The sequence below is a fragment of the Photobacterium kishitanii genome, from assembly GCF_000613045.3.
In the GTDB taxonomy this organism is placed as follows: Bacteria; Pseudomonadota; Gammaproteobacteria; order Enterobacterales; family Vibrionaceae; genus Photobacterium; species Photobacterium kishitanii.
Genome location: NZ_LN794352.1, coordinates 1,572,431 through 1,599,078 on the forward strand (window position 1 = coordinate 1,572,431; position 26,648 = coordinate 1,599,078).

At 38.0% G+C, this 26,648-nt stretch carries 28 protein-coding genes; 18 read left to right on the top strand and 10 right to left on the bottom strand.

What is annotated here, in order from left to right:
• The first annotated feature begins 46 nt into the window (after positions 1-46).
• On the top strand, positions 47-568 hold the full coding sequence (locus PPBDW_RS07410; protein WP_036794460.1) for a hypothetical protein: 522 nt from the start codon (positions 47-49) through the stop codon (positions 566-568).
• Between the two features lie 122 nt (positions 569-690).
• Positions 691-1,065: a hypothetical protein gene (locus tag PPBDW_RS07415; RefSeq protein WP_036794464.1), complete on the top strand. Its 375-nt coding sequence runs from the start codon at positions 691-693 to the stop codon at positions 1,063-1,065.
• 51 nt (positions 1,066-1,116) lie between these two features.
• Here PPBDW_RS07415 and PPBDW_RS07420 read toward each other — a convergent pair whose 3' ends face one another.
• Positions 1,117-2,478, bottom strand: a complete 1,362-nt coding sequence (locus tag PPBDW_RS07420; RefSeq protein ID WP_036796342.1) for a phosphatidylserine decarboxylase family protein — start codon at positions 2,476-2,478, stop codon at positions 1,117-1,119.
• Positions 2,479-2,980: 502 nt separating this feature from the next.
• Here PPBDW_RS07420 and hpf point away from each other — a divergent pair.
• A complete protein-coding gene (gene hpf, locus PPBDW_RS07425; protein ID WP_036794467.1) occupies positions 2,981-3,370 on the top strand; it encodes a ribosome hibernation-promoting factor, HPF/YfiA family in 390 nt (129 codons plus the stop codon).
• A 92-nt stretch (positions 3,371-3,462) separates the two neighbouring features.
• Here the strand turns inward: hpf and PPBDW_RS07430 are convergent, their stop codons facing one another.
• Positions 3,463-4,236, bottom strand: a complete 774-nt coding sequence (locus PPBDW_RS07430) for a class I SAM-dependent DNA methyltransferase (protein ID WP_036794469.1) — start codon at positions 4,234-4,236, stop codon at positions 3,463-3,465.
• A gap of 240 nt (positions 4,237-4,476) precedes the next feature.
• Here PPBDW_RS07430 and PPBDW_RS07435 point away from each other — a divergent pair, with 240 nt between their 5' ends.
• The 3 genes from PPBDW_RS07435 (at position 4,477) to PPBDW_RS07445 (ending at position 6,531) form a co-directional block, all read left to right on the top strand.
• Complete coding sequence (locus tag PPBDW_RS07435) at positions 4,477-5,280, top strand: PhzF family phenazine biosynthesis protein (protein WP_036794471.1); 804 nt, start codon at positions 4,477-4,479, stop codon at positions 5,278-5,280.
• Positions 5,281-5,397: 117 nt separating this feature from the next.
• Positions 5,398-6,087: a pseudouridine synthase gene (locus PPBDW_RS07440; RefSeq protein ID WP_036794473.1), complete on the top strand. Its 690-nt coding sequence runs from the start codon at positions 5,398-5,400 to the stop codon at positions 6,085-6,087.
• A 75-nt stretch (positions 6,088-6,162) separates the two neighbouring features.
• Positions 6,163-6,531 (top strand): hypothetical protein, encoded by a 369-nt coding sequence (locus PPBDW_RS07445; protein ID WP_036796344.1) that lies wholly within the window; start codon positions 6,163-6,165, stop codon positions 6,529-6,531.
• Between the two features lie 239 nt (positions 6,532-6,770).
• On the opposite strand, the gene PPBDW_RS07450 is transcribed toward PPBDW_RS07445, so the two are convergent.
• On the bottom strand, positions 6,771-7,178 hold the full coding sequence (locus PPBDW_RS07450) for a nitrous oxide-stimulated promoter family protein (RefSeq protein WP_036794474.1): 408 nt from the start codon (positions 7,176-7,178) through the stop codon (positions 6,771-6,773).
• 238 nt (positions 7,179-7,416) lie between these two features.
• On the opposite strand from PPBDW_RS07450, the gene PPBDW_RS07455 reads away from it, so the two are divergent.
• Together PPBDW_RS07455 and PPBDW_RS07460 are read left to right on the top strand one after the other, a co-directional pair.
• Positions 7,417-7,710: a hypothetical protein gene (locus PPBDW_RS07455; RefSeq protein WP_005367981.1), complete on the top strand. Its 294-nt coding sequence runs from the start codon at positions 7,417-7,419 to the stop codon at positions 7,708-7,710.
• A gap of 308 nt (positions 7,711-8,018) precedes the next feature.
• Positions 8,019-8,657 (top strand): thiopurine S-methyltransferase, encoded by a 639-nt coding sequence (locus PPBDW_RS07460; protein ID WP_036794478.1) that lies wholly within the window; start codon positions 8,019-8,021, stop codon positions 8,655-8,657.
• Positions 8,658-8,732: 75 nt separating this feature from the next.
• Here PPBDW_RS07460 and purT read toward each other — a convergent pair whose 3' ends face one another.
• The 7 genes from purT to sbcB all read right to left on the bottom strand — a co-directional run bounded on the left by purT (position 8,733) and on the right by sbcB (position 15,420).
• On the bottom strand, positions 8,733-9,908 hold the full coding sequence (purT, locus tag PPBDW_RS07465; protein ID WP_036794480.1) for a formate-dependent phosphoribosylglycinamide formyltransferase: 1,176 nt from the start codon (positions 9,906-9,908) through the stop codon (positions 8,733-8,735).
• Positions 9,909-10,061: 153 nt separating this feature from the next.
• Positions 10,062-10,937: a DMT family transporter gene (locus tag PPBDW_RS07470; protein WP_036796345.1), complete on the bottom strand. Its 876-nt coding sequence runs from the start codon at positions 10,935-10,937 to the stop codon at positions 10,062-10,064.
• A 132-nt stretch (positions 10,938-11,069) separates the two neighbouring features.
• On the bottom strand, positions 11,070-11,957 hold the full coding sequence (cdd, locus tag PPBDW_RS07475; RefSeq protein ID WP_036794482.1) for a cytidine deaminase: 888 nt from the start codon (positions 11,955-11,957) through the stop codon (positions 11,070-11,072).
• A 205-nt stretch (positions 11,958-12,162) separates the two neighbouring features.
• Positions 12,163-12,849 (bottom strand): CidB/LrgB family autolysis modulator, encoded by a 687-nt coding sequence (locus PPBDW_RS07480; protein WP_036794483.1) that lies wholly within the window; start codon positions 12,847-12,849, stop codon positions 12,163-12,165.
• A complete protein-coding gene (locus PPBDW_RS07485; RefSeq protein WP_036794484.1) occupies positions 12,846-13,190 on the bottom strand; it encodes a CidA/LrgA family protein in 345 nt (114 codons plus the stop codon). The genes PPBDW_RS07480 and PPBDW_RS07485 overlap by 4 nt, the downstream gene beginning before the upstream one ends.
• A gap of 117 nt (positions 13,191-13,307) precedes the next feature.
• The gene (locus tag PPBDW_RS07490) at positions 13,308-13,832 is read right to left on the bottom strand and encodes a hypothetical protein (RefSeq protein ID WP_036796346.1); all 525 of its coding nucleotides are present in this window, start codon (positions 13,830-13,832) and stop codon (positions 13,308-13,310) included.
• A 166-nt stretch (positions 13,833-13,998) separates the two neighbouring features.
• Complete coding sequence (gene sbcB / locus PPBDW_RS07495) at positions 13,999-15,420, bottom strand: exodeoxyribonuclease I (protein WP_036794485.1); 1,422 nt, start codon at positions 15,418-15,420, stop codon at positions 13,999-14,001.
• Between the two features lie 245 nt (positions 15,421-15,665).
• Here sbcB and PPBDW_RS07500 point away from each other — a divergent pair, with 245 nt between their 5' ends.
• From PPBDW_RS07500 to PPBDW_RS07545, 10 genes are all read left to right on the top strand, one after another.
• Positions 15,666-16,763, top strand: a complete 1,098-nt coding sequence (locus tag PPBDW_RS07500; protein ID WP_279382174.1) for a tyrosine-type recombinase/integrase — start codon at positions 15,666-15,668, stop codon at positions 16,761-16,763.
• A gap of 508 nt (positions 16,764-17,271) precedes the next feature.
• Complete coding sequence (locus tag PPBDW_RS07505) at positions 17,272-17,829, top strand: hypothetical protein (protein ID WP_054262009.1); 558 nt, start codon at positions 17,272-17,274, stop codon at positions 17,827-17,829.
• Between the two features lie 462 nt (positions 17,830-18,291).
• A complete protein-coding gene (locus PPBDW_RS07510; protein WP_207860792.1) occupies positions 18,292-19,116 on the top strand; it encodes a PD-(D/E)XK nuclease domain-containing protein in 825 nt (274 codons plus the stop codon).
• A gap of 150 nt (positions 19,117-19,266) precedes the next feature.
• The gene (locus tag PPBDW_RS07515; RefSeq protein ID WP_036794486.1) at positions 19,267-19,722 is read left to right on the top strand and encodes a hypothetical protein; all 456 of its coding nucleotides are present in this window, start codon (positions 19,267-19,269) and stop codon (positions 19,720-19,722) included.
• Between the two features lie 347 nt (positions 19,723-20,069).
• Positions 20,070-20,213: a hypothetical protein gene (locus PPBDW_RS07520; RefSeq protein WP_181950651.1), complete on the top strand. Its 144-nt coding sequence runs from the start codon at positions 20,070-20,072 to the stop codon at positions 20,211-20,213.
• A gap of 234 nt (positions 20,214-20,447) precedes the next feature.
• On the top strand, positions 20,448-21,920 hold the full coding sequence (gene ltrA / locus PPBDW_RS07525) for a group II intron reverse transcriptase/maturase (protein WP_036794488.1): 1,473 nt from the start codon (positions 20,448-20,450) through the stop codon (positions 21,918-21,920).
• A 271-nt stretch (positions 21,921-22,191) separates the two neighbouring features.
• Complete coding sequence (locus PPBDW_RS07530) at positions 22,192-22,863, top strand: DUF1643 domain-containing protein (protein WP_036794490.1); 672 nt, start codon at positions 22,192-22,194, stop codon at positions 22,861-22,863.
• A 368-nt stretch (positions 22,864-23,231) separates the two neighbouring features.
• On the top strand, positions 23,232-23,837 hold the full coding sequence (locus PPBDW_RS07535; RefSeq protein WP_054262010.1) for a Rha family transcriptional regulator: 606 nt from the start codon (positions 23,232-23,234) through the stop codon (positions 23,835-23,837).
• A 427-nt stretch (positions 23,838-24,264) separates the two neighbouring features.
• Positions 24,265-25,719 (top strand): AAA family ATPase, encoded by a 1,455-nt coding sequence (locus PPBDW_RS07540; RefSeq protein WP_036794493.1) that lies wholly within the window; start codon positions 24,265-24,267, stop codon positions 25,717-25,719.
• Positions 25,716-26,588 (top strand): HNH endonuclease, encoded by an 873-nt coding sequence (locus tag PPBDW_RS07545; RefSeq protein ID WP_036794496.1) that lies wholly within the window; start codon positions 25,716-25,718, stop codon positions 26,586-26,588. The genes PPBDW_RS07540 and PPBDW_RS07545 overlap by 4 nt, the downstream gene beginning before the upstream one ends.
• Positions 26,589-26,648: the final 60 nt, after the last annotated feature.

Here is a 26,648-nt window from a genome sequence, read left to right on the forward strand (position 1 = left end):
TATAGAGTTAATTCTATTGTGTTATAGATCTAATTAAGGATGATATATGAAGATTTTGGCAATACCAGGAAAAATGCCGATCACAGAAAAGTGGCTATTAAAAATATTAGCGGCGACGAATTGGAGTAAAGAATCTATCGAGATGCACCGTTTTGCGGCGTGGGATAATGAACAAACATTTAGTGTAGATAAAGAAATAAGCTATTTACCATCAGGGCACTTTGATGTGGTAATTACTAAATCAATAGGGAGTTTAATTACCCTGAAAGCGCAAAATACCATTAGTTGGGATCGATTAGTGCTTATTGGTGTTGCATGGAGCCTATTTTCAGATCAAGAGCGGGAATTATTACCAGCATTAGAAGATAAAGATCTGCCTATATTGATTATTCAAGAAAAGCACGATCCTTTTGGTTCTTATGCTGAAATTGCCGCACAGGTGGCAGGCAAGCATAATATTTGCTGTTTAGAGGTTAACGGTGATAGGCATCAATATTCTGATACTGAAACAATTGGGAGACTAATTAACCGTTGGGTAAAAGAAACGCGTACTGTTGCAGTATCATAATCAGTGCATGTAACATATAACAGCATAATTTTTAGTATAAAGATGTTTTTCCTTTGTCATTATTCGTTGCTCAATTTAATATGACTTGTAATTCATATTGTTTAATGACAAAGGATGTTGGTATGAACAAAAACATTAGTATAGCGATGATTCCTCTTCTCGCTGGGTGCACTGAAATCCCTAATGATATGACATTAGAACAAGCCTTTTACTCCGCAGCACAGTCCTCTAAAGCTAGTAAAATCTTGACCGTTGATAACTTCGCTAAAGTCAGTGGATATAAAAAACAGGATCAATATATAGCAGAAGTGAGTTACGACATTCGTTTTATTAGTAGTCAACAAAACCATACTATAGGCAAGGATGTTCGTGCTTCAGGTTTGGGTTTATATGTGCTTTCAGTTGAGTATGAGCAGTATAAAGCAGGGGATGTTAGCAGTAATCAGCAACAAGTTATCTTTATAAAAACCCATGCTGGTTGGAAAGTTAAGGCATAAAAAAGCAGCCTATTATCAGGCTGCCTTCGTTCGTTCAATTATGTGGTTATATTATTTATTTTTTACTGTCGCGATACGAGAACAAACAGGAATGTTCGTTGCATCAAGACCTGGTGCTGTATTGTGGAAATCAAACTCAAGCTCTACACCTGGTTTGAAGATTAGACAGTGAGTAGAACCACCAAAGTGGAACATACCTAGTTCATCACCTTTATTAATGTGTTGACCTTCTTCTACAGTAACAGCGCAAGAAGAAACCTCAGCCATACCAATAGCAATGAAACACATTAAACCAATTTTAGGGTTGTCTGATTCAATAAAGATCACAGCACGTGTCGCAACAGCAGTTAAGAATGGCTGTGAATTATTTGGCGCACTATCATCAGCACCGTCAGGGTTATTAAAACCTTGGTAACGGTTACCTAAATAGTATGAACCATTAACCATGTAGGTTTTCTTAACAGTACCACTTACTGGGCTGTTCCAGCGGTGGTAGCTTAATGCGCTTAAGAAGGCCTGATAAACAGTACCACCAACAAATTGCTCTGCAAGTGGATCAAAATCCATCATGTTTTCTAATGAATAAGGTTGACCTTTAAGCCAGAAGCTTGAAGATTTAGCAACATTAGTCACGACTTGTAAAGGCGCAGATTCACAGGCGTTAGCGATAACATCATCACCTTCTGCAACAGGTCTTACGCCGTCTTTAAAGGTACGTGTAAAGAAATCATCCCAAGACTTAAAGCCGTAGTGTTTATCTGTTGGATCACAGTTAAAGAAATGCTCAAATGGTTTATCATGGTTTTCTGAATCACTGGCTTCAGCTTGACAGGCAACAGTCACCATTTCTTTTTGAGCATTATCACTTAGCCAACCAAATACTTTCGGAGTGCGATCAGGATGGTTTTCAACCAATACTGAACGTGACTCTGGAGATGAAAGGTATAGGCTCCAGTAAGTTAAAATTTTCTTGAATTGTTGATTAACAAGTTCGTTAGCAAAGAACGCATAACCTGAATCAGTTGCCATTGGCCAATCAAGTAGGGCATTAATTGGGAAACCAATTAAACCACAAGGCTCAAGTGCGCCTGTTTTGGGATCTAAAAACTCAGTGCATTCTGGTGCTTGAGTCATAATATGATTCAATAAAACTAAAAACTCATCAAAGTTATTAACCTCAGACGTTTCTAAAGGGGTCAGTTCTTTGTGACTTTTTGCTTCGCTAAACATATCTTGTGAAAGACGTAAAAGTACAGGATCACTTTCAACTAATTCTTTGAATTCAGCAATCGGTTGAGCGATCGAGTGAGACGTTAAATGCGTACGTGTTTTTAAATTTTTAATCCAAGCTGCAACATGTGCTTTATTCTTAGGAAGCCAATTACCTTTTATTAGAGGAAATGTCTGATTCATAATTTTATACCAATGATAAATTAAATTTAAAAACGCTAAAGCACGGGTACATATTAAATATATATAATTTAATGTACTCAACATTAGCAACACTTTATCGCCAGCAAATATTTAAGTCATTATCTAAAACCTAAAGGTTAAAATTCAAATTTATGTAATCAATTATTATAAATAGATAATTAAGTAAGACTTAAACATTAGCCTCATGAACCATAGACCAAATTAACTATTTAGTTCTAATTTTATTAATTTAATTTTTTTTATAACAATAATGATGCTGTCAAAAAAAGATAAATCAGTATTTTTTTTGCACTCTATTGTTTGTTGTTGGTTGGTATTTGTTCTATTTTTTATCGTTTGTGATTGATTTAATAGGTGTTATTCAAAAGAGAGTTAACAATGATAATTTAAAAATGTGATCTATATCACGTTTTGTTTTTTAATTTAGGTTCATCTTAATAGCACAAACAATAAATAACTTAATAAATTATTGGTGGATAAAATGACTTTAAAAGTAACTGCTAAAGGTTTTGAATTACCTGACTACATGGAAGCTCATATTGAATCTGAGTTTGCTAAATTCGATAAATTCCAAGTTGTATTCCATAGCCGTAATGTATTTATGAAGCTAGAACCTGGTCGTCAATTTATTGTCGAAATCGCAGTTAAAACTAGCGTAGGTGATATTGAAGCATCTGCTGATGAAAAAGAATTAAGCGATGCGCTAAATGCAGCATTTGCACGTTTAGAGCGTCAAATCATTAAGAAAAAAGAGAAGCCACTTGCTCACCGTTCTGAATTGAACGAGCGTGATAAAGAAAACTTCCTTAAAGAAGAAGAAGCATCTGCAGAAGCAGCAGCTGACATCGTAATTGCTGAAAATAACAAATAATATCGTTTTTTAAGTGCAGTGATATTAAAGCATTGCATGGATTATTAGTTAAGCAGATGAAGCCACGATCAATATATTGATCGTGGCTTTTTTTATGCGGCTTGTTGGCACATTAGCGCATTTTCTTTTTTGACGCATACAAAAATGGCATTACCCGATTTGCCATTCCACGGTACGATTTTATCGTAGCTATGTTCAAACATAGTGACATCAAAAAAGGGTGCTAGTAGTTGCTGTAGCTGAGCAAAATTTATTGCCACCATTGGGTGATTATCACGCCAAGATTGCGTTACATTGTCTGATGTTTTTTCAATATGTAACTGTAATTGTTGATGTTCGCCATCGCCATTATAATTCCAACCTGACTGAAACATAAAATGACTTCCCTCAAACTCGGTTGTATGACGTACAAACGAGTTATTATCAATTTTATCTTTATCAACAGCGTTAAAGCAGAAAACACCATCTGGACCTAATGCATTAAACGCACTTTCAATACATTGCATTAGCTTTTCGATATTAGCGTTGTAGTGTAATGAATATAAGAAACAGGTAATTAAATCTAATGGTGCATCAACAAGGAAATTACACATATCGTGTTGTACAAACGTTGCTTGTGGACAGCGTTGTTGAGCAATATTTAGCATCGGCTGATTAATATCTAAGCCACTTGCTTGGTAACCATAACCAATAAAATGTTCTACGTGAGGCCCTGTACCACAAGCGAGATCAAGATAACGAGTGCCTTGATTGCCAAATAGCTGGTGGAGTCTACGAACACAATTACTTTGTTCTTGGTAATCGATATCAGCACACATTAAATCATAGTAGCCAGACAAATCAGTGTATAAAGCGTTATAAGACATTATTAACCTAATGATTATAAAGAGATTATCTTGGTTGTGGTAATCGTTCTATTACCAAAGTTGCGCGATATTAGCCTAGCTTTAGTAATGCAACAAACAATATTTAGCAAATTAATAAAATTATTAAGATTGATCTCATTTGATTCTTAATTGGTATATGTTGACTTGTCGAGGCTGGTGGTAATTAGATGGTTTTTCTGGTGTAGTAGTGGCGTTAATCTATTTTGTTAAGGAAAACGTATGGAAATCGCTATTTACCAAGTTGATGCATTTACATCACAGCCATTTAAAGGTAATCCTGCGGGTGTCTGTATTACTGATACTGCGCTTGAAGATGATTTGATGCTATCAATTGCCGCTGAAATGGCATTGCCAGAGACGGCTTTTTTATCCCTTGATGACTTTAGATTAAGATGGTTTACGCCCACAGTAGAAGTAAAGTTATGCGGACACGGCACATTGGCTGTTACTCATATTCTCCAACAGCAACATAACGTCACGCTAGGGCAGCAACTGGTTTTTCATACATTATCAGGAGAATTAGTTGTGACCATTAATGATGCTGGTATTGATATGAACTTTCCTGCCGCAAATATTGATTCAACATTTACACCAACATCAGCCTTATTAACTCATTTAGGTTTAGCTGAAAAACAAGTGCTTAGCAGTCATTTTTTTAATGGTAAGGCATTAATTGAAATTGAAAATGAAGCAGATTTACTGGCATTAACACCTAATTTTGATGGATTGAACAGCGTTAGTGGATTATCTGCTGTAGTTGTGACCTCTCCATCAACAACGGATTCGATTGATTTTATGTCGCGCCATTTTGGGCCTTGGGTCGGAATCAATGAAGATCCTGTAACTGGTGCAGCTCATTGTGGATTGGCCGTTTTTTGGGGCCAAAAGCTAAATAAAACTATGTTGACAGGCTATCAAGCATCATTACGAGGTGGGGAAGTGAAGGTTGAATTACTTGGAAACGATCGCGTTATGCTTAGTGGTCAAGCTGTAACCGTATTAAAGGGAACAATGCTAGTATAACTATACTGCTTTACTTTTATAATAAGGGATTGATAGTTGACATGCTAAATATAGGTGTAAGTGTTGATTATTATTGACGGACAAGGATAATAATCGCTTTATAAATAGCGATATTTTATGCGCCTTGATAAATTTGTTTGTAAAAGTACCGCATTAACGAAAGCGCAAGCCATTGCTGCGATTACTCGCTGTGATGTAACGGTTAATAGTGAGGTAATTACTGACATTACCACTCAAGTACATGAAAATAATGATGTAACATTGCTCGGTGAGCGGCTTTACCCACGTCCATTTCGTTATTTATTAATGCATAAACCGCCGCAGACAATTTGCTCTAATATTGACGAAGTTTACCCATCGTTGTTCAATTATATTGATATAGAACGTCTTCAAGAGTTACATATTGTTGGACGGTTAGATGCAGATACGACAGGGTTGGTGCTGATTACAGACGATGGTCGATGGTCGTTTAATATTACCTCGCCAAATAAATTATGCCCTAAAGTATACCGAGTTCAACTTCGCCAGCCGATTGATGCAAGTGCTAAACAGCTGTTTGCTCAAGGTATTAAATTACAAGGTGAAACACAGCTGACTGCACCTGCAATATTAACTATTGTTGATGATAAACAGGTATTACTAACGATCACAGAAGGTAAATTTCATCAAGTAAAACGTATGTTTGCAAGCATTGGCAATAAAGTTGTTAGCTTACATCGTGAGTCTATTGGTAGCGTAACGTTAGATGTTGACGAGGGTCAATGGCGCTATTTGACGGTTGATGAAATCAAGGCATTAAGCCAATAATAAAGTTAATATATGCTGTGCAATATTTATAATCAAGCAAGTGCATGGCATATAAAATCAAATGAGGATGAATCGGTGAAAAAAAGTCAATTAGGTTTTCTTGTGGTGGCAGCAACAATGTTATTAGCGGGTTGTAGTGAAGCGACAGTCACAGCGACACCAGTTAAAAACGTCGATACTGTATCGGTCACATCACCTGATGATATTGATGTATTTTGTCCAACGGGTATCTGTACTTTTGAATTATCAACTTCTGCTCCAACAAAAGTAACGGTTACTATGCACTACGACTACAGTAAGCTTTACACTAAAATCGAAGGGGTGAGTGTTGTAGGTGAAGGTGCGAAAGATGCAAAAGTAGTTGATGAAGATCAATTTACTGTTGAGTTAACCAAAAAGAATACCCCAGTAAAAATTGAAGTGATAGATTTTTACCGTAACTAAATGGGTTACGTACGCCTATATTATAATCAAGCAGTCTTTACTTATCTAAGGGCTGCGTTCTGCATTTTCTGTTTCTTTTCATACTCTATAGCTATTTTTAGCCATAATATCACCATTGCCTTCACTTAATCATTCAGCATAATTTGCTTATTACGGTTAAAAAATAATCACCACTTATGTGGTGCGAAATATAATCATAATTACGAAATGAATTATTTGTAGTTATTATTTTTTCTTTATTATTTATTGTTTAATAATGATTTTCTTCTTTTGTGATTAGATATCATATCTCTGTTTATTACGGGGATTGATCTTTTGTCATGAATTAAGTGTCTGATTGCCATAATTGGATGTTTAACTATCATTTTAGGGCCAGAATAACGCATAATTGTTTGTGAATTAACCTTTTGTTGTGGTTTGTAGCAATGAATAGGGCATTGCTTACAACTGGGTTTATTTTCACCATAAGGACATCGGTCGAGACGTTGTTTGACGTAGGCTCTAAATTGCTCACAGTTAGTACAACGCTGAAATTTATTCGTATTGATTTGGTGATGGTTTAAACAATAAAGGTCGATCATTGCAGTTATGGTATCAAATTCAGTATTAAGCTTACCAAATAGGTGAAAATCAGTGTCTTTATCCATGTTTTATGATCACTATTAGTAAAAGGAATTATTCTAACGCTTATAAAGATGCATTTTAAATAAAACTTTCAAAAAATAACAAATAATGAAGATAAAGATGAAATATTTTAGCAATAAGTGTTGATAATGTTATTAAAGTGAAAAATTTAATGATTAAACACAAGAAACATGCCGAGATAGCTTGATTTCATGGGAGTTGAGCAGTAGTATCCACGCCTCGATTTTTATGGTGGTGTATATGAGCAGATTTGAGTGCCTTGAAAGAATTGTCGACGAATATCGCAAAAAAGTTCGTGACGCAGAGTTTAACCGTCAGAACGATAGCGAAGTTGCTAAAGTTCTAGTTTTACTAGTCGGTAACTCAATGTTCAGTCTGGCTGATGAATTTGCTGATTGGGTTAATCGTGGCGGTGATCGTAGCTATGGCGGTAAGTTTTTTGTTTCTAAGCAACTAATGACGTTGTTAGAGCCTGTAACTTTCCGTGGCGTAACGGTTCGTCGTGATTCGATTAAACTATTCAGAATTTCATAACCTGAGTGGCTTCCAATCGTTATTCAATGACTCTCCGATAGAAAAATTGAAAAACAGATTTTTGATCTAGCTATCAGCGTGGTCAATAAAAAGGGGATGCTGCGGCATCCCTTTTTTGTTGATTAATGTAAATCATATTATTTACCTTTCTCCCTCCAGTATTCTGCTTTACCTGCTTTACCTGCTTTACCTGCTTTACCTGCTTTACCTCTTTCCTGTTTCTCTTGTTTTTACTGATAATCCTTGAGTCTCTATATAAAATTATGGTCAACTAACGCCAAATTAGAGATCACTAGAAAAGGTAATTCATGGACGCTGAATTTTGGCATAGCCGTTGGGCTGAAGATCGCATTGGTTTTCACTTAACTGACGTTAATCCGTTATTAGTGAAATATTGGCCGCAGGTTAACGCTCAGAGTGATGAGCGAGTGCTAGTGCCTATGTGCGGTAAGTCAGAAGATTTAGTTTGGCTAGCAGCACATCATAGCGATGTTGTTGGCATCGAGTTAAGTGATATTGCAGTGAAAGCCTTCTTTGCAGAGAATCTCTATACGCCATTAGTGACAGGGATTGGTTGTGAGCATGTATATTCTTTTGATGAGATCACTATTTATCAAGGTGATTACTTTACTGTTCCGGTAGCACCTGTTGATGTGGTGTATGATCGTGCAGCATTGATAGCGATGCCACAGTCAATGCGTGAACGTTACGTTGAACGTTTATTGAGTTTAATCAAACCCGGTGGACGAATTTTATTAGTCACGCTGGATTATCCTCAAGCACAAATGGACGGACCTCCATTCTCTGTACCTAAGGCTGAAGTCAGCGCTTTATTTAGTGGCTGCAAAATTACCCATTTAGAGCGTGATGAGGCAGATGAAACCCATCCTCGCCGTCAACGTGGTGTTGAGCGCTTTGCTGAAGAAGTATGGTTAATCGAAGTGTAATTTGATTTAAGACTGCTATATGAAGAATAAAGGCGTCATGATGACGCCTTTATGGTCTCTATTGCGCTGCTAAGGCTATAGAATCACTTTAATGTCAGCAGCAGTAGCAATAGCATCAGTTATTGCATTATCGATGTTATCACGGCGTGTGAGCGCTACGCCAAGACGACGACGGCCATTGATTTCAGGCTTACCAAATAATCTAACTTGTGTTTGTGGACGAGATAGCGCGGCGGTAAGGTTATCAAAACGAATATTAGTAGATACACCTTCTGCAAGAATAACGGCAGAAGCCGACGCACCATATTGAGTGATCTGCTCAATAGGCATGCCTAAAAATGCACGTACATGGAGTGCAAATTCAGATAACTCTTGCGATATTAATGTGACCATACCTGTATCGTGTGGGCGAGGGGATACTTCACTAAATAGCACTGTATCGCCTTTAACGAACAGCTCAACACCGAACAAGCCATAACCGCCCAATTCGTTTACAACCTTCTGAGCAACGTTCTCTGCTGCTTTTAGGGCAGCAGCAGACATTTGTTGTGGCTGCCATGACTCACGGTAGTCGCCATCTTCCTGTCGATGTCCAATTGGGGCACAAAAATGCACACCATCAACAGCACGTACTGTTAGTAACGTAATTTCGTAGTCAAAATCAACAAAGCCTTCCACAATGACACGTCCCGCGCCTGCGCGTCCGCCTTCTTGTGCATACTGCCATGCAGATTTAATATCAGTGGCGGTTTTAATGACACTTTGACCTTTACCTGATGAACTCATGATTGGCTTAACCACACATGGCATACCAATACGATGCACAGAAGCTTCAAAATCAGCATATTGATCTGAAAATTCGTAAGGGGAGGTTGGAATAGCTAACGTTTCAGCGGCTAGACGACGAATACCTTCACGGTTCATGGTTAATTTAGTCGCGTTAGCGGTTGGGACAATATTTACCCCTTGGTTCTCAAGTTCAACCAATGTATCTGTTGCAATTGCTTCAATTTCAGGAACAACAAAATGGGGCTTTTCAAGCGCAATAATGCGTTTAAGTGCATCGCCATCTAACATATCAATAACGTGGCTACGATGCGCAACTTGCATCGCTGGCGCATTCTCATAACGATCAACGGCAATTACTTCAAGGCCAAGACGCTGACACTCAATAGCAACTTCTTTACCCAGTTCACCAGAACCAAGCAGTAATACACGGGTTGCATCAGAACAAGTAGCTGTACCAAACATTGATATTCCTTACGATTTGTCATTAAAGGTGAAATCTGAAATTAATAATACCTTATTTTTACGTTTGCGCAATCGTTTGCTTTCGACCTGATTAATGGATAACCATAACCGAAGACAAAAAAAACCGCTTATGATAAGCGGTTTTTAAAATGGTTATTTTTTGCGATTTTCCCAATGGGTAATAAACGCGACGGAAAGAATAATAATAGCTGCACCCAGCCAGAGTCGTCCAGGAGGAGCCCAGCCAAAGACCAGCCAGCCACCTAATACGTTTAGTGGTAACTTCGCATGATCAAAGGGTTGTACAAAAGACGCGTCAGCGACAGCATAAGCTTTTGCAATCGCCCATTGCGCTAAGCCCGTTAGTAAGCCTGCTAGAATTAATAGCCACCAGCTAAAACTCACTGTTGGCATTGTAAAATCAGGCGCCGCTAAAATAAGATTAAATGGTGTCATTAAAATGAGTAGGTACATCACGATAGTCGTCGGTGATTCATTACTGGACTGTTTTTTCACCATTAATGAATAGGCCGCCCAGAAAAATGCGGCGCCGACAGGCAATAGTGTCGCGATATTAAAATTTTCAGACCATGGTTCAAGAATAATCATGGCACCAGCAAACCCTGCTAACGTTGCAAACCAACGCGCCTTACCGACCGTTTCTTTTAAAATTAGACCTGAACCAATAGTGGCAAATAGTGGTGAAATCATGAGTAGGGCAATGCCTTGCCAAATTGGTACCGGATAGGCCAGTGCCCATAGCCATAATTGAATACCAATAACCGCTAAAAACACGCGTAAGCAGTGTAACCAAAAGTGATTTGTTTTAAGCGAGTGGCGAATACCCATAGTACGTAACCAAGGTAACATCGCGATTAGAGCAATGAAATATTGGATCAAAGCTACAGAGGTTGAGGGAACATGCATTTTGATACTAAGGTACTGAGCTAAACTGTTTACGATAGCAAACGCGAGCCCTGCAGTGAGCATCCATGCAGCGCCTTGCAAAGGATTATGTGTTTGAGACATTGTCATTGGCTTCTAATAATAGGTGGCGAGATAATACGCTTTTGATGTTTGATAGCCAACATTGATCAATATTAGGTAATAAAAAACCGCCAGTAAGGCGGTCTTTTTAGATTATTTAAATCAATTGGTGACTTAATAAGCAACGTACGTTAATTGCACATCAGGATTAAGTGCTTCAAGTAATGCTTGTGTGCGTGCTAGTTGACTAATTTTGCTGTCAGCACTTTCTACTAATGCCGCTTCAACGATTTCAGATAGCGGATAATTAGACATATTCATATTAATCAATGCAACTTGCAGCGGAGGTAGACTAGGGTTGAAGGCTGCATTTTCTGCATACATCCCCTCAAAAATACGACCATCTTGTGCTTTTAATGCAACACCGCTGAAGTTTTTCGAGTAAGGCGCATGTGAGCGGTTAGCGGCCTTACAAGCACAAGCAGCTAGCTCTGAATCTTCTTCGATACTAATACCATTATCAATGTCACTTAATAAGCCATCTTTAATGCCTAAATCAAGTGGACCAAATGAATCGGGTAAGTATTGTTGTAATGTCATTGGCTGACGTTGCGGCAGTTGAATTATCATATCGTTAGCTGATGTTAATTCATTCATAAACTGACGACAGTGACCACACGGACTGTAATTGATGGTGACATCTTTAATGCCAACTTCACCTTTGATCCATGCATGGCTAATAGCTGATTGCTCGGCATGAATAGTACAACCCATGCTAGCGTTCTCAAATTCCATATTCGCACCAAAGTAAAGGCGACCAGATGCGCCACGCACAATCGCGCCGACATAGAAATTGGAAATAGGTACAACAGCATAAGATGCAGCAATAGGAAGGAGAGCCAAGCGAAGTTCAGTATCAGTCATCTGAGTAGTTGATAATAAAAGTTCGAATTGCTCAGGACTAATGGTTGAGTCGAAATCTGAAGCTTCAATAATAGGCTTTAAAGCTGACGCCAATTCAGCAGGTAATAAGCTTAATGCTTTTATAACACGTGCGTACATTGGGTGTTACTCCTTCATTGTTGATGGCAAAACATTCTATGTGAATCACAAGGTATTGGAAGTGATCTTGGTCACATTGTTGGTTTTGATGTTGCACCTATTACATTGTTGGGAGTGGCGTCACACTTGTTTCTGCAATTTTGCAGATAATATTTCAATAACTTAGTGAAAATTAATCAAATTGATTGCTTTTCATACATTGCTGTTAGGTGTGTCCAAATAGGCGTAAAAGCAAAGGGAACATCAGCGGTGCTAATAGGGTCGTCATAATGCCGCAAATAACCAATGCTAATGAACTAAACGCCCCTTCTTGATAGTCTTCCTCAACGGCTTTGGCTGTGCCTAATGCATGTGAAACCGTACCAATCGACAAACCTTTTGCTAAAGGATGTTTAACACGAAATAATTTCATGATTGGATAACCTAATACGGCACCAAATAAGCCAACAATAATAACCATTGCAGATGTAATTGCAGGAATACCACCAATTTGCTGTGAAGCCGCCATCGCTAGTGGCGTTGTGATTGATTTCGGTAAAATACTTGCTGCGAGTTGGGCATCGGCGCCCATTGAAAAAGCAATAGCAGTACCAAATGTCATCGACAATACACTACCAACAAAACACGAAGTTAAGATCGTCTTCCATTTGCTGCGAATAAGCCCAATTTGTTGGTATAAAGGAAAGGCTAATGCAACAACAGCAGGACCTAACAAATAGTTAATCACTTCATTTTGGGCAAAATAGGTTTGATAAGGTACAGTGAACCATTTAAGTGCCACGATCATCACAATAAGCGTGATCAAAAGGGGGTTAAAAAAGGGATTTTTGATTTTCATTGCTAAATAGCGTGCGGAATAAAAGCACACTAAGGTTGCTACTAGCCATATCATGACTCTTTCTCCTTATGGTGTACCGCTAAGCCAATAACAATTAATACGATAATGGTACTACCTAGGGTGCTTGCAAAAATGATCGCAGCGTTGTTTTCAATGACACCTAAATAGTTCATCAAGCCAACACCGACGGGGACAAATAGCAACGCCATATGTTTTATTAATAGATTACAGGTACTTTCAACCCACTCAGCCCGACAAATGCCTGTGACAAGACTGATAAAAAGGATAAATAAACCGATAATACTGCCTGGAATCGGTAATCCAGAAAAGTGTTGAATGCCTTGTCCTAAAAAGAAACAAATCATAACGATGGCAAATGAGCGTATATAATTCATGGATATTACAACTTTTAAATATTTAATTCATCATACAAATAAGTATGATAAATGTCACACTAATTTTTCACGATTAATGAACTATATTTGTTTCTGTTGATAAAACAAGCATCAATGTTATTGGGTTGTCATAATCCAATAACTAATCAGTAGTGTAAATGTAATGATTACTACCGTTGTGATGATGGCGTAATTTATGTTAATCACTTGAAGCAAAGGCTTTTTTGATTTGTTTTTAACTAGAGCAGGCCATGATGGAGGGGATTTAAGTGGTGTCGTTTCATTGCGAACTGCAGTGGTATTAGGTAAAGACACTCGAAAGCCATAACTTGGAATAATATAGATAGGTATCGCCATCTTTCCATTGCGGAGTAATTTTTTAGACAGTGATAGCAATAAAACATTTAGATCATAATGATGATCACAGCTTTCTTCGTAGGCGTTAGGGGAGGTAAAGGTATAACGATATATCGATTCAGTGCTAACCACTTCACCTGCGAGGTAACACAGTGAGGCTAAAAAACGGGACTCATCAGCCGTTAATAGTGTTTGTTGATTATCATGCCAGTTAAGTAGTCTATTTTCAGGAATAAAATCAATCCCTTCAAACCGATAACATTTTACTGCTGTTTTGGTTGTCATTAGATCACCCACTTGTAAACGCTTCGAACACAACATCATTCGATAGCATTAAGTGTTGACGGAATTACGACAATCATCAAATAACGGGTCTTATTAATAATAAAAAAGCCCATCACAGGATCACTATGACGAGCTTATGCGTATTCAAAAGTCATAACATAATGAATTACATCAATTTATTAATGTAGTCATATAACGACTTCATGATCTTCATTTTGTGTTCATTTGACTGGCAATCTAGCGCGACAGCTTCAAAGTTTTCCATATATTTGGTCATGTTTTCTTCAAAGAAATCTTGACAGTGGTGCTTCCAACGTTGCTGTTCTTGATAAGTTAACGTTAATGGATAATTACGTGCGCGATAGCGGAACAATAACGGCTTAATGCGCTCATCATCGACATTAATTTCCAGTGTTGCTAGTGAATCTGCTGCTGTTTCACGAATAATATCCATGGTTGAGCGATCAGCGGTGGAGAAGAAGCCATCATAGAGCATGGTATCAACGTTACCATTATTAGCGTACTCACGTTTAACACTGAACATTTCGAGTAATTTGGCTCGCACTTCAGGATGTTGCTTTAATAGCGCAAGATTCTTAAGGCATAACTCACGATCAATCCCTAAGCGGGCCGCATCTTCAGCTTTAAGTGTTTTAGCTGGCGCAAGTACCGGACATTTATTTAAATGCACTTCTTTAATCGGTACTGGCAATTCATCAGGACCAAGATCAATGCGTTTAGTATATAAACGCTCACGCAGTTGGTCGGCATTAAGTTCAATTAATGGGGTCGGATCTTGCGCAAGATTAACGCAAATCACTGCATTTTTATTATCAGGATGCCATGCCATCGGCACGATCCAACTGGTATTACCGCACTCAGTACCGAACATCCCCGATACATGCACAATAGGGGTGAGATCGACAATATCGATTAATTCTTGTAATTGACGCTTATGACGTAAGTTAAACAAGTAATCAAACAGCTTAGGTTGGTTTTGCTTTAAGATTTTTGCCAGTTCGATAGTGGCGTATACATCAGCCATAGCATCGTGGGCATTAGTGTGTTCAATACCGTTAGCAATTGAGAGTTTTTCAAGCTTAAAGCTCGGACGACCTTCATCGTCAGTTGGCCAGTTAAGCCCATCAGGACGTAATGCATAACAGGTACGCATAATATCTAATAGATCCCAACGCGAGTTACCATTTTGCCATGCCCAACCATATGGGTCATAGAAGTTACGGTATAACGTATAGCGGGTCACTTCATCATCAAAGCGAACGTTATTATAACCAATAACACAAGTATTCGGCTTTGACAGCTCGGCATGAATTTGGGCAATAAACTCCGGCTCTGATAAACCTTTTTCCATTGCTTCCTGTGGCGTGATCCCCGTGATCAAACATGCTTCAGGTGACGGTAGGTAATCGGCTGGTGGCTTACAATAGATCACCAAAGGCTCACCGATAATGTTCATCTCCATATCGGTACGTACCCCTGCAAACTGGCAAGGGCGATCATTTGCTGGACTGGCACCAAAGGTTTCGTAATCAATCCAGTATAATGTTGGCTCGTTTTTCTTGTTCATAGTAGTTTCCAGAAGCCATGTGTGTTGTATTAAGTAATTGTTATAACTATGGCTTTTCGTGATATACTGTTTATATATACAGTAGTTAATTCCAATTGAATTCAGCGTGGGATTTGCATTAGTGTCCTAATGTGTGTCCCTAAATCTGAGCCTGTGTCCTAATTTAAAGGAATAGCGTAATGAGCCTGACAGACCGACAACTTAATCTTATATCAAAGTAAGACACTTATGACGGTAAAGCTGAAATTAGTGATGGTGAAGGGCTCGTTGTCCGCATAACACCTCAAGCTAAAATCTATTTTCATTACCGTTGCCGCTTTAATAAAAAAAGCCTAAGAATTCGTATAGGTAAGTATCCCGTAACTAGCCTTAAAGAGGCAAGGCGAAAGCATAAATTAATGATGGAATTAAGAGAATCTGGTCGAAATCCCAACATTGCTATAACGGGTGAGCTTGAATTCATCACTTTAGATGACTGTGTCGCGTACTGGCTTAAACATTATGTCCCTCAATTAAAAGTGGGTACTCAGGTGCTTTATCGCTCTTTTGCAAAGAATTACTTTATTGGTGCGTTCCCTGAACGTAATGTCGAAACCATTCCTGCCAGAGAGTGGATGCAATGGTTAGATACTATTAGTCTTGATAAACCCAAAACCGCTAATTCACTATTCACCAAGTTAAGAGCCTGTTTAAATTTCTGTAAGAGTAAGTTCATTATTGAAAAAACAGACTTAGACCGAATTAAAAGACAGCACGTAGGTAAAGCACCAGAAGTCGGAACTCGAGTGCCAACGTTTTCAGAACTCAGCATGATTTGGTTGGCTATCGAACGCAGCCGCGCCAGCTCATCCAATAAGGCGCTGCATCAATTAACTATGTTGTGGGGCAGCCGTCTTTCAGAGTTGCGCCTTGCTCGTCGTAGCCATTTTGATATGGAAGCGGGTATATGGACGGTACCGAAAGAGCTCAGTAAAACCAATACGCCAATAAGACGCCCAATCCCAACTAAAGCGCGGGTGATATTAGAGCGAGTAATGGCTACTTATGATGATGTGCTTTTCCCTGGTGGTGATCTTGATAAGCCGATAACTATTTCAGCAGCTAACCGTTATATCCGCCGTATTAGAGATGGTTTACCTATTGATGATTGGCGTACTCATGATTTTAGACGTTCACTATCTACCGGTGCATCAGAATTAGGTGTAATGCCGCATGTAGTAGAGAAAATGCTTGGCCATGAGCTAGGTGGAGTATTAGCGGTTTATAACAAACATGATTGGTTGAAAGACCAACTAGAAGGTTATGAGCTGTATGCGGAGAAGCTGGATAGTTATTTGAAGTAGGATTGTAGTTAATCAGAGTTGTTTAATACATGCCCAATACACACTTTGAAACAAAATAATGCAATCAAATCAATGATATTTATGCGTTAAATTGATTATGATTGTCGGGCTTTAGGGGTATTCCTTTACGTGAAAGTAAGAACGCTTGCTAATAAGCTGTTAGCTCTCTTAGAAATAAAATTAAAGGATCGTGTGATGTATAAAAATTGCGCATATTGCGGGCGTCAATTTAGCCCAGTCAATCGAACGCAAAAGTATTGTTGTTCTAGCTGCAAGAACTGTAGTCATTCGAGTGCCAGACTGGCGAATAAAGATACACATAAACTATTAAAAGCATCTGGTTATTACGCAACAGAAAACGGAAAAGCTGAAGTCATGCGTGGTTCGCACGACCATACTTTGGAAGCTAATGGCACTTCACGAGAAGAATGGTTAAATATGTGGCAAGAAAGGTGCGGTAACTTTATGTCCAAGAGCTAACAGGGCGTTATACATTTTAGAGGTTTAAATGCATAATTTTGATAGTTATTTAGCTGATTCTGCCTCAAGAATAAGTGCGGAATATTTTCAATTAGAAGTTAATGGTCGTGACACTGTTATTTTCAGAGAGCGCGTATATTGCTATGAGCTTTATCATCAACTGCGTAGCTGTTGGCCAAATGAAACTAACTGGAAAATTTGTGGTGAAATTGATAAACGCGGCCACCCAGTACTGAGAGATTCTGATGAGTCTCCTGATTTTCTTGTTCATGTACCAGGGGAGCCCGCAAATTTTGCAATTATTGAAGTCAAACCAGCCGACTTTGATCGTCAGAAGCTTATAAAAGACTTTAAAACAATAGTTAAATTTATGCAGTCCAATCATGCTGGATATGAGCGTGGTATTTGTCTGATTTATGGTGATAAACCTAGGTTAATCAGAAATATTACAAATGCTGTTACTCAGTTTGTAAATGAAGGTCATGATGCTAGCTCTATTGAGATTTGGCATCACTCCAGTGTTGGTACACGTGCGCACCACATTTCAATTTACGGCACAAAAGTAGTTGCTGAGAACAATGTATAATAAAGCATTTAAGAGTTATTCCCAATGTTTGGGTATTTTCAGTTTAAGGTTGGGTTTCGTGTTTACGGTGCAATGGTCTAGGTTAGTTGGTAGCGTCGCTCATACCTTAATGCGGCATTCCCCTTACTTTTCCTAATATATCTTAGTCTGATTAGCGCTAATACTCTAACCAATTTTTGTCCACAAGTGAGTTAGCTATTCAGCTAACTCATAATTGCCTCGAAACGAGTGAGGTCAAATACTTATTAATATCTCATTAACGCGGTTTGGATTAGTTTTAATAATCAACTTAACCTTAAAGTTGAATTAGTGGTAGCTTGTTGGTAATTTCTTCAAACAATTCTAAAGGAAAGTAATAAATCGCTATCAGTATAATGACTTTATATCCAAATTTCTTGTATGATTACCCAAAATTTTAGGCATCACGCTACATAAAAGTAAGAATGCTTATAAGAGGAATAAATGGATCCAGAAAAAATAATAGATGTAATTCAAAAGCATCATGATGATCTGATTGAAAAAATTGTGCCAGCATATAATGAGCGAGGCATGCAGTTTGGAAATGAACGTTATGGCTCATGGCGTCAACAAGTTACAAAATTTCTCGATCAGCACTTACCTGGTGAAAGTCAAAGGTTTAAGAATAAGCGAACACTACTTGGAGTACATCAAGGCCGCTGGGAGTCTGCCTTTGAATCTTTCTGGCGTCAAGATGGAGAAAAGGTTAGCTCGTATCTGGAATCCCTAATTATTGATCTAGAAGAGGGCACATATGAACAGCCTCAAATTATTGAATCTGACGTAACAAAAACTACAGATGAACATTTAAGTACTAATTTGCCTTTAGAAAATGTCGTTAATGTGTGTAACAGCTTTCATAAAGTTGTTAAACAACTCAGAAGCAGGTATTCAAGTCGAGAAACGTTAAATGTGAATGATGAATACGATGTGCAAGATTTACTACATGGACTTCTACATTTGCACTTTGAAGATATTCGAGCAGAAGAATGGGTTCCAAGTAATGCTGCCAAATGCACTCGTGTCGATTTCTTACTCAAAAATGAGGGAATCATTATTGAAGTGAAGAAAACTAGGCAAGGACTAACTGCAAAGGAAGTTGGTAGTCAATTGATCGAAGATATACATAGATACAAGACACATCCTGACTGTAAAACTTTAGTGTGTTTTGTCTACGATCCAGAAGAACGTATCGTTAATCCTAGAGGGCTGGAAACAGATTTAAGAAAAGACTCTGAACTAGAAGTACATGTATTAATCCGCCCATGAGCTAACAAGTATTTAAGACGGATTTCCAATGCTCGGTATTTTCGGTTTGCTTCAGCTTAAGTGTTTACGGCACAATAGTTTAGGTCAGGTGGTTTGCGTTGCTCACCACTTAACGCGGCGTTGATAGCTAATAAGGAGAGTCCAGCCAGAATGGACGAATTTTTTAAAAGTTTAACTTCACCTGTTTGGTGGATTAGTGTTGTTGTAGTTGGCATACTGGTTAGTGTCATTGCTGCATACATAAAAGAGTCAATTGATAAAATATTATCTTCTATTTTTAAAGCATGGAAATTAAATGTTGAACAAAGGAAAAACAAACATATTGAGCTAGTTAAAAAAGTTCAAGAGTGTGATCGAACTTTGTTTTTACTGGGGTTTGAAGAAAGTCGATTTAGGCAACGCTCAACGCTTTTGGCAATACTGAGTTTTATGTGTTTAATTCTTGTATTCCAAGGTCAAGCAGATACTAAGTATTTGAAGTATTTACCTTACTTAAATATTTACGGTGGATTAGCAATGTTGTTTGCCTATTCTCAGCTTAAAAAAGCAATAAAAATAAAAGGTATTATGTATACCGTAAAGTTCAACCCTAGAGACTACATTTAGCTATAACAAGAAAATTAATCGGACTAACAACGCTTGCTTAGTTCGCTGCGTTCCCAAGTATAACCAAGCATTTTTAGCCGTTTATTTAAGCGTTATCCATACTTTTATTTATACCTACCAGCCCAAATTGCCTAACCCGTTTTTGTCCGTGCGACCTGAAGTCGTATGAAGCGTTGTTCATCGCTTTATGAATGAACCATCTGTATCACCAGATGAACCTACGAGCCTGAATAAAGCAGCGGCTCGGACAATGTAACGAAATTTGGCCGTTGGGCTGAGTGGGAAAAGAATCGTGAGAGGACGTTCCTCCTGAAAACCACAATTCGGGTAAGTGCTAGGTAGTCAGTATGATGAACGTATGTGAATCCATTCAAGGTGCGTTATACGATGAAGCAGCGGAAGTGGTTAATACGCTGTGGCCAAAAGGCAATGAGAGTTGGAAAGACGTTGGACAGTATTCTTTCGTGATCGCAGTACTCTCCGCACTATAGTGGGCATCTAAGCTGACATTTTACGTGACATACGGAACAGGGTAAGCCTGTATCATTCCCTTTGGGAAAGCCTTTGTGGCCGATAGTGATGCAGGTATAGGAGGTTGGAAAAAGCGAAAGCTACATTGTAATGATGTAGATACAGACCCATGTCTGATCACGAAAGTGAGCCCACTTCTGACTGGTCTCCCTTTGCGAGAGAGTTTGAAGAACTTTATTTAAGGAGAAAAGCAAATGGTGATCTCGAAAGAGATTAGTGCATCTTCTGACGGTGCTCAATGGCAGTCAATAGACTGGAAATCCGTTGAAGCGCAGGTATTAAAGCTTCAAATGCGTATCGCAAAAGCAACTAGAGAAAAGAATTACGGTAAGGTGAACTCCTTACAGTGGCTCTTAACTCATTCTCGCTCAGCTAAGCTTCTTGCGGTTAGGCGAGTATCTCAAAACAAAGGCAGTAAAACGCCTGGAATAGATGGTGTCATCTGGAACACAGATGCACGCCGTATGAAAGCAGTCAACCAGCTTAGTCGCAAGACTTATAAAGCGAAACCACTTAAACGCATCTACATTCCCAAAAAGAACGGCAAACTCAGGCCATTAGGCATTCCATGCATGGTTGATAGAGCGCAACAAGCACTCCATCTACTAGCACTAGAGCCTGTGTCTGAAACACTTGCTGACCCCAATAGTTATGGATTTAGATCTAACCGCAGTACTGCTGACGCAGTCAGTCAATGCTTCAAATGTTTGGCTCTAAAGAAATCAGCCAAATGGGTACTTGAAGGGGATATCAAAGCCTGTTTCGACAAGATCGGCCATCAATGGCTTCTTGATAACATCGCTGTAGATAAGCGAATGTTGGAACAATGGCTAAAGTCTGGCTTTATGGACAAAGGTCTGTTCTATGATACTGATGAGGGTACACCACAAGGTGGAATCATATCTCCGACCTTGATGTTAATGACTCTCGCAGGGCTAGAGCAGTGCATAAAATCCACTGCGCTCAAAAAGAGCGCTAGAGCCAACTTTATTGGTTACGCAGATGATTTTGTGGTCACTTGCTCTTCAAAGGAAGTGCTAGTGAACGACATCAAACCGTTGATTTCTGATTTTCTGGCAGAAAGAGGGTTAACCCTCTCCGTAGAGAAAACGAAGCTTACTCACATTGATGATGGCTTTGACTTTCTTGGCTTCAACCATAGAAAGTACAAAGGAAAATTGCTTATTAAACCGAGCAAATCCAACACGTTGTTATTTTTGAGAAACCTACGTGAACTCATCAAAAAGCACGCAACCATTCCTGTTAACGATCTTATCAAGTTGATAAATCCGAAACTCAGAGGATGGGCGAATTACTATCGCCACTGTGTCGCTAAGCAGATATTCGGGTATGTCGGCCACAAACTATTCCAAGCGCTATGGCACTGGGCAGTTAGACGTCATCCAACCAAGTCCAAAGACTGGGTTGTCCATAAGTACTTCCTCAATCGTAAAAGCCAGTGGCAATTTCACGGTTGGCAGAAAGTCATGAACATGGACTGTCACTTCAATCTGTTCCAAATAGCGAAAGTGCCCATCGAACGACACGTGAAAATTAGGAGTGCAGCGACCCCTTTTGACCCTCAACACCAAGAATACTTGGCGAAGAGAAAACCCAAAAGGCTAGCTCGTAATTATTGGAAAGAGCCTGTCCTGACTTCGTTTTAAGTTGCTGGGTATCAATGATGCCTTAGTGGAGGCTTGAGCCGTATGCAGTGAAAGTTGCACGTACGGTTCTTAGAGGGGCGGCACTTGGTAACAAGTGTCGTCTACTCGACACAAGTGAGTTAGCTACTTGAAAGATAAGAATACTAACAAGTTTTTGATATTTAAAGGTTAATTTATTAGTGATTGCTGGGTTTTAGAAGTATACTTTTGCATTAAAGCAAGGGTTATTATTTATACACTGTTAGCTTGCAATGTGGGTTATTAGCAGTCAATGTTCAAGGCTGTTGGCGTCAAAACTAGAATTAATTTTACGAGTAATAGCAATATGAATTATAAGTGTTATGGTCATTTCTACTCATCTTGTGAGCTGAATTTTCGTGATTTACTCTTAATTACTGATTTAGAGGATATTTCGGATGACATTCAAATTGACTTATTAGTAGTGATGATGAATCCAGGTAATTCTGAACCAAAAGATTCAAATGTTCGAGCTACAATATTTTCAAAACCATGTGTGCTTACAAAGCCAGATAATACTCAATCTCAAATTATGAAGGTCATGGGTGACAATAACTTTAGGACTACTATTGTTATAAACCTATCTGATATAAGAGAACCCAAGAGTAGTCTGTTTACAAGAAAATTAAATCGGTTTTCATTTGGCTCGTTTGGTGAAGGGCACTCCCTTTTCTCCGAGAGTAGATGCGATGAATTGAATCAAATTATAGAAAGGTGTAAGGCATCTTCAGTTATTTTTGCAAGTGGTGTCAATTACAAACTGCGCTTTCTAACATCTAGGGCTGTTTCCAAGTTTGAAACAAATCGAATTGTAGGAAACAAAAGTAAGAAAGGTCTTTTTTACCACCCTTTACCTCGTTCACAAGAAAAGCAGCAGGAATGGGTCAAGGGTATAAATGAGCAACTTAAACGAGTAATAAGTTAACAGATAAAGATATGTGTCGCGCAGCCGACACCTATCCGAAGTGTTGGACAAGCAAGGCTACCTAATAAAAACCCCTACGGATAATATTCACTATTACTCGTTGACTTAATAAGCACCTGTATATTATCTTTAAAGAGTACCAGCAAAATCTGGTATCGAGATTAGCCTCTCGCACAAACTACGGGCGCATTATCGCCAGCACTTAGCTGGTTTTTTTATGCGGCGAACTCGCACATCTGAATTATGGTGGGCTGAGTGGGAGCACTTCGGTGCGCCGTTTCCTGTAGGCGGTAAGGCTAATCCTGTTCAGCTCACCACCCAAAATTAGCCTTTTGAGTGATGAGTAAATCATACTACAGGAGGTTATTATGCCTATCCAATCTGCTTTGCCTATCGCGCAACTCAGTCCCTCAGATCTTATTTTTATCTCTGATACTAATGAACTCGTTACCGATTCTTTAATGGTATCGAAGCATTTCAGTAAACAACACAAACATGTCTTATCAAAAATAGAATCTCTTGATTGTTCAGAAGTTTTTACGTCAGCCAACTTTTCGGCTCACACAAAAAAAATCACAGCAGGTATAGTTGTTAGAGACTCTAAAGTTTACCAAATGACGAAAGATGGCTTCATGTTCCTCGTAATGGGATTTACGGGGAAACGAGCAGCAGCAGTCAAAGAAGCTTATATCAATGCCTTTAATCTAATGGTAGAACAACTCACGAAGAAACCAGTAGCAGAACCTGTTAGCTATAGAATCATGACCGTTATTGAAAATGGTCAGCCTATAGAGTCAAAAATAATCCCTAATGATGCGTTCATAATTAGTAAACCAAGTCTTGCTCAAATATTTAACGAGTCGAGTTTGTTCAGTGTGGATGAGCTACTGGCGATATCGAATAGTGTGAATACAAGTATTGCAGAGATAGCAAGGCTGCAAGATGCGCAGTTTAAGCAGATGAATAAACAATGATAATAGAAGAGGCCCGATATGGGCCTTTTTTGTTTATAACAAAAATGATTGCTTGAAAGATCAGCTAGAAGGGTATGAGCTGTATGCGGAGAAGTTGGAGTCTTATTTAAAATAATAATAGCTTGTACTTTTCTTGTTATTTTTTTTGCTATTGATAAGGAAATACTTTTTTATTTGTGTTTACGATGTTCTGAATTTAATTAATATAAGTGACTATTTATTTTTTATCGTTATGACTTGATTATTTAAAGTAATATCGTTTTTAGTTTTTAAATTATTGTATTTAATAAGCGTTAACAACATGATTAATATCATAAAAGTTAATGATGTTGTATGATATTTTGGTTATATCTCTAAGATAAAGATAGTACAATTTAATATTCTTATTATATAAAACTTACATCGGTAGTAAATCAGGAATAATAAAATGTTTAAAGTTAAAGAGTATGGCGAAACGTTAGTAAGTAATAAATATCCAATATTTAGTCTATCAACAGATAGTTGGGATGATTTTGGCTTTAAGTGTACTTTTAATCTCCGATACCACAAAAGTAAAAGTGTAGTTATTAAAATTGGTGAGTTGAAAATAATACAGCTTAATGAAAGCACGACAAAGCTTGATAAAGAGTTTGACGACTTAGATTCAGAATACATATCACTTGGACAAAGTATAGAGTTTTATGAGAACTTACGAGAGTGTATCGGTGCAACGGACTCAGAAGTTGTATTAGATTCATTGAATGATATCTCATGGCAAGCAAATAAAGCTGATGAGTTTGAAAGCAAACCTGCATATAGAAATGCCTTATTTAGAGAAAACAGTGCACATAACGCATTTCGTTTTGGGCGATCAATTATTTTAAATGAGCCATACGATGATAGTGTTTCGTTTGAATATATGGTGAATATTGAATCATCAGGCTGCTCTTATGATATATCAATAGATTTTGATGATGACGATTTATTACCGAATAGAATTGTGGGTATTATAGGTCGTAATGCCGTTGGAAAAACTCATTTGATGGGAGCGTTAGCTAAAGATTTAGTACAAGTTGGTCGGGTATCACAAAAGACGATTGACGATAAAAATAGAAGATTTAAGGGTAGCAGACCCATATTTAATCGTGTTATTACAATATCATATAGTGCGTTTGATAAATTTATACGTCCTAAAAACCCACAAGCTAGCTATGTATATTGTGGTATAAGAGATGAAAAAGGTGGCTTATCTAAATCGTCATTAATTAAAAATTATAAATGTAATTTAAAAAAAATAAAAGACCAAGAGAGAGTTGATGCTTGGGTCAATTATATGGCACAAATACTTGATGAGTTAGGAGATGGTTTTAAAGAGAATCTTTTAAAGGAAATTGAAAATATTGAAGATGCTGACAGTGAAAGCTTATCATTATTAAGTTCGGGACAATCTATATTAGCGCATTTCGTTACTGCTCTTGTTGCTCGTATTCAGGAAAATACATTAGTCTTATTTGATGAGCCTGAAACTCATTTACATCCAAATGCAGTAGCAAACCTCTTTAATGTAATGAATCATATGCTAAGACGTTACAAGTCATATGCAATAATCGCGACACATTCACCTATTGTAATTCAAGAAATTCCTAGTAAACGAGTGATTTTGCTTACAAGAGAAGGCAATAGTACTATGCCAACTCGAATGCAGTTTGAAACCTTTGGAGAAAGTGTCTCCGAGTTAACTAGGCATGTATTTGATACCGCGTCAATTTCAAACTATTACAAAACAGTGCTTAAAAACTTATCAAAGAGTATGTCAGCTGAAGATGTAAATAAACTTTTTAATAATAATCTTAGTTTTAATGCTAAAGCATACTTACTTGCGCAGTATGGCGGTGATGAATGAAAAGAATGATTACTCCGTCAGCAGATTCAATCTCATACTTTCAAAGACATAAAAATGTAGTTAGTTCAAAAGCTAACACAGTAAAAGGTGAACCAAACTTAATTAAACAGAATTTACAAAGCTTAGAGTCAGCAATTGAAGCTAGGTATAGTGCTTTTGAGTCGAGTTTAAGTAGCGGTAACCTTTTTAATTTAGCGCAAGATCCAATTTTAGCTGAACATAAAGATGATTTATTGAGTTGCTACACAGGAAGGACTGCAAAAGTAAAAGAAATCTTTTCGTCAATAGAGGATGTACAGCCGGCTAATTTTTTGAGGCGTTGTCCGTATTGTGGTATTACGTTACCAAAAACTTATGATCATTACTTACCTGAAAGTCTTTATCCTGAACTCTCTGTTCATGCATTGAATTTGATCCCTTGCTGTAATTCATGTAATCAAACAAAGAATAATTTTTGGAAAAACGATAACCATAGACTTTTTTTACATTTTTACATGGATATTATACCTGATATTCAGTACCTTAATGTTAGGCTGGTGTCTGATATAAATTTGTGTGCTGTAGGTGCTATTTTTTCTATATCTCGAGCTCCAAACATTCCTAATAATGTATGGGATGTTTTGAGCATGCACTATATTAAACTAAATCTAATTAAGATATATAATGAACTAGCAAATAATGAAATATCTGAAGTATTTAATGTTTGTATTAGTCACCTTCGGGGAGGGGGGATAGATGTTGGTCGATTCATTAACATACTATTATCTTCTGATGAGCAGCTATATGGTATAAATCATTGGCGGGTCGTTTTAATGAAGGCTTTGTCCAGAAGTGACGATTTTGAAAGGGCAGTAAGAGCTTCGGTTTAGTATGTTTGTATAGATTTAACAGGCATATTAATACGATTTTCTACATTTAGTATTGTTGGT

Bases quoted from the DNA above. Each gene is read 5' to 3' on its own strand.
- PPBDW_RS07410 (WP_036794460.1), top strand. From the start codon at position 47: ATGAAGATTTTGGCAATACCAGGAAAAATGCCGATCACAGAAAAGTGG.
- PPBDW_RS07415 (WP_036794464.1), top strand. From the start codon at position 691: ATGAACAAAAACATTAGTATAGCGATGATTCCTCTTCTCGCTGGGTGC.
- PPBDW_RS07420 (WP_036796342.1), bottom strand. From the start codon at position 2,478: ATGAATCAGACATTTCCTCTAATAAAAGGTAATTGGCTTCCTAAGAAT.
- hpf (WP_036794467.1), top strand. From the start codon at position 2,981: ATGACTTTAAAAGTAACTGCTAAAGGTTTTGAATTACCTGACTACATG.
- PPBDW_RS07430 (WP_036794469.1), bottom strand. From the start codon at position 4,236: ATGTCTTATAACGCTTTATACACTGATTTGTCTGGCTACTATGATTTA.
- PPBDW_RS07435 (WP_036794471.1), top strand. From the start codon at position 4,477: ATGGAAATCGCTATTTACCAAGTTGATGCATTTACATCACAGCCATTT.
- PPBDW_RS07440 (WP_036794473.1), top strand. From the start codon at position 5,398: ATGCGCCTTGATAAATTTGTTTGTAAAAGTACCGCATTAACGAAAGCG.
- PPBDW_RS07450 (WP_036794474.1), bottom strand. From the start codon at position 7,178: ATGGATAAAGACACTGATTTTCACCTATTTGGTAAGCTTAATACTGAA.
- PPBDW_RS07455 (WP_005367981.1), top strand. From the start codon at position 7,417: ATGAGCAGATTTGAGTGCCTTGAAAGAATTGTCGACGAATATCGCAAA.
- PPBDW_RS07460 (WP_036794478.1), top strand. From the start codon at position 8,019: ATGGACGCTGAATTTTGGCATAGCCGTTGGGCTGAAGATCGCATTGGT.
- purT (WP_036794480.1), bottom strand. From the start codon at position 9,908: ATGTTTGGTACAGCTACTTGTTCTGATGCAACCCGTGTATTACTGCTT.
- PPBDW_RS07470 (WP_036796345.1), bottom strand. From the start codon at position 10,937: ATGTCTCAAACACATAATCCTTTGCAAGGCGCTGCATGGATGCTCACT.
- cdd (WP_036794482.1), bottom strand. From the start codon at position 11,957: ATGTACGCACGTGTTATAAAAGCATTAAGCTTATTACCTGCTGAATTG.
- PPBDW_RS07480 (WP_036794483.1), bottom strand. From the start codon at position 12,849: ATGATATGGCTAGTAGCAACCTTAGTGTGCTTTTATTCCGCACGCTAT.
- PPBDW_RS07485 (WP_036794484.1), bottom strand. From the start codon at position 13,190: ATGAATTATATACGCTCATTTGCCATCGTTATGATTTGTTTCTTTTTA.
- PPBDW_RS07490 (WP_036796346.1), bottom strand. From the start codon at position 13,832: ATGACAACCAAAACAGCAGTAAAATGTTATCGGTTTGAAGGGATTGAT.
- sbcB (WP_036794485.1), bottom strand. From the start codon at position 15,420: ATGAACAAGAAAAACGAGCCAACATTATACTGGATTGATTACGAAACC.
- PPBDW_RS07505 (WP_054262009.1), top strand. From the start codon at position 17,272: ATGCATAATTTTGATAGTTATTTAGCTGATTCTGCCTCAAGAATAAGT.
- PPBDW_RS07510 (WP_207860792.1), top strand. From the start codon at position 18,292: ATGGATCCAGAAAAAATAATAGATGTAATTCAAAAGCATCATGATGAT.
- PPBDW_RS07515 (WP_036794486.1), top strand. From the start codon at position 19,267: ATGGACGAATTTTTTAAAAGTTTAACTTCACCTGTTTGGTGGATTAGT.
- PPBDW_RS07520 (WP_181950651.1), top strand. From the start codon at position 20,070: ATGATGAACGTATGTGAATCCATTCAAGGTGCGTTATACGATGAAGCA.
- ltrA (WP_036794488.1), top strand. From the start codon at position 20,448: ATGGTGATCTCGAAAGAGATTAGTGCATCTTCTGACGGTGCTCAATGG.
- PPBDW_RS07530 (WP_036794490.1), top strand. From the start codon at position 22,192: ATGTTCAAGGCTGTTGGCGTCAAAACTAGAATTAATTTTACGAGTAAT.
- PPBDW_RS07535 (WP_054262010.1), top strand. From the start codon at position 23,232: ATGCCTATCCAATCTGCTTTGCCTATCGCGCAACTCAGTCCCTCAGAT.
- PPBDW_RS07540 (WP_036794493.1), top strand. From the start codon at position 24,265: ATGTTTAAAGTTAAAGAGTATGGCGAAACGTTAGTAAGTAATAAATAT.
- PPBDW_RS07545 (WP_036794496.1), top strand. From the start codon at position 25,716: ATGAAAAGAATGATTACTCCGTCAGCAGATTCAATCTCATACTTTCAA.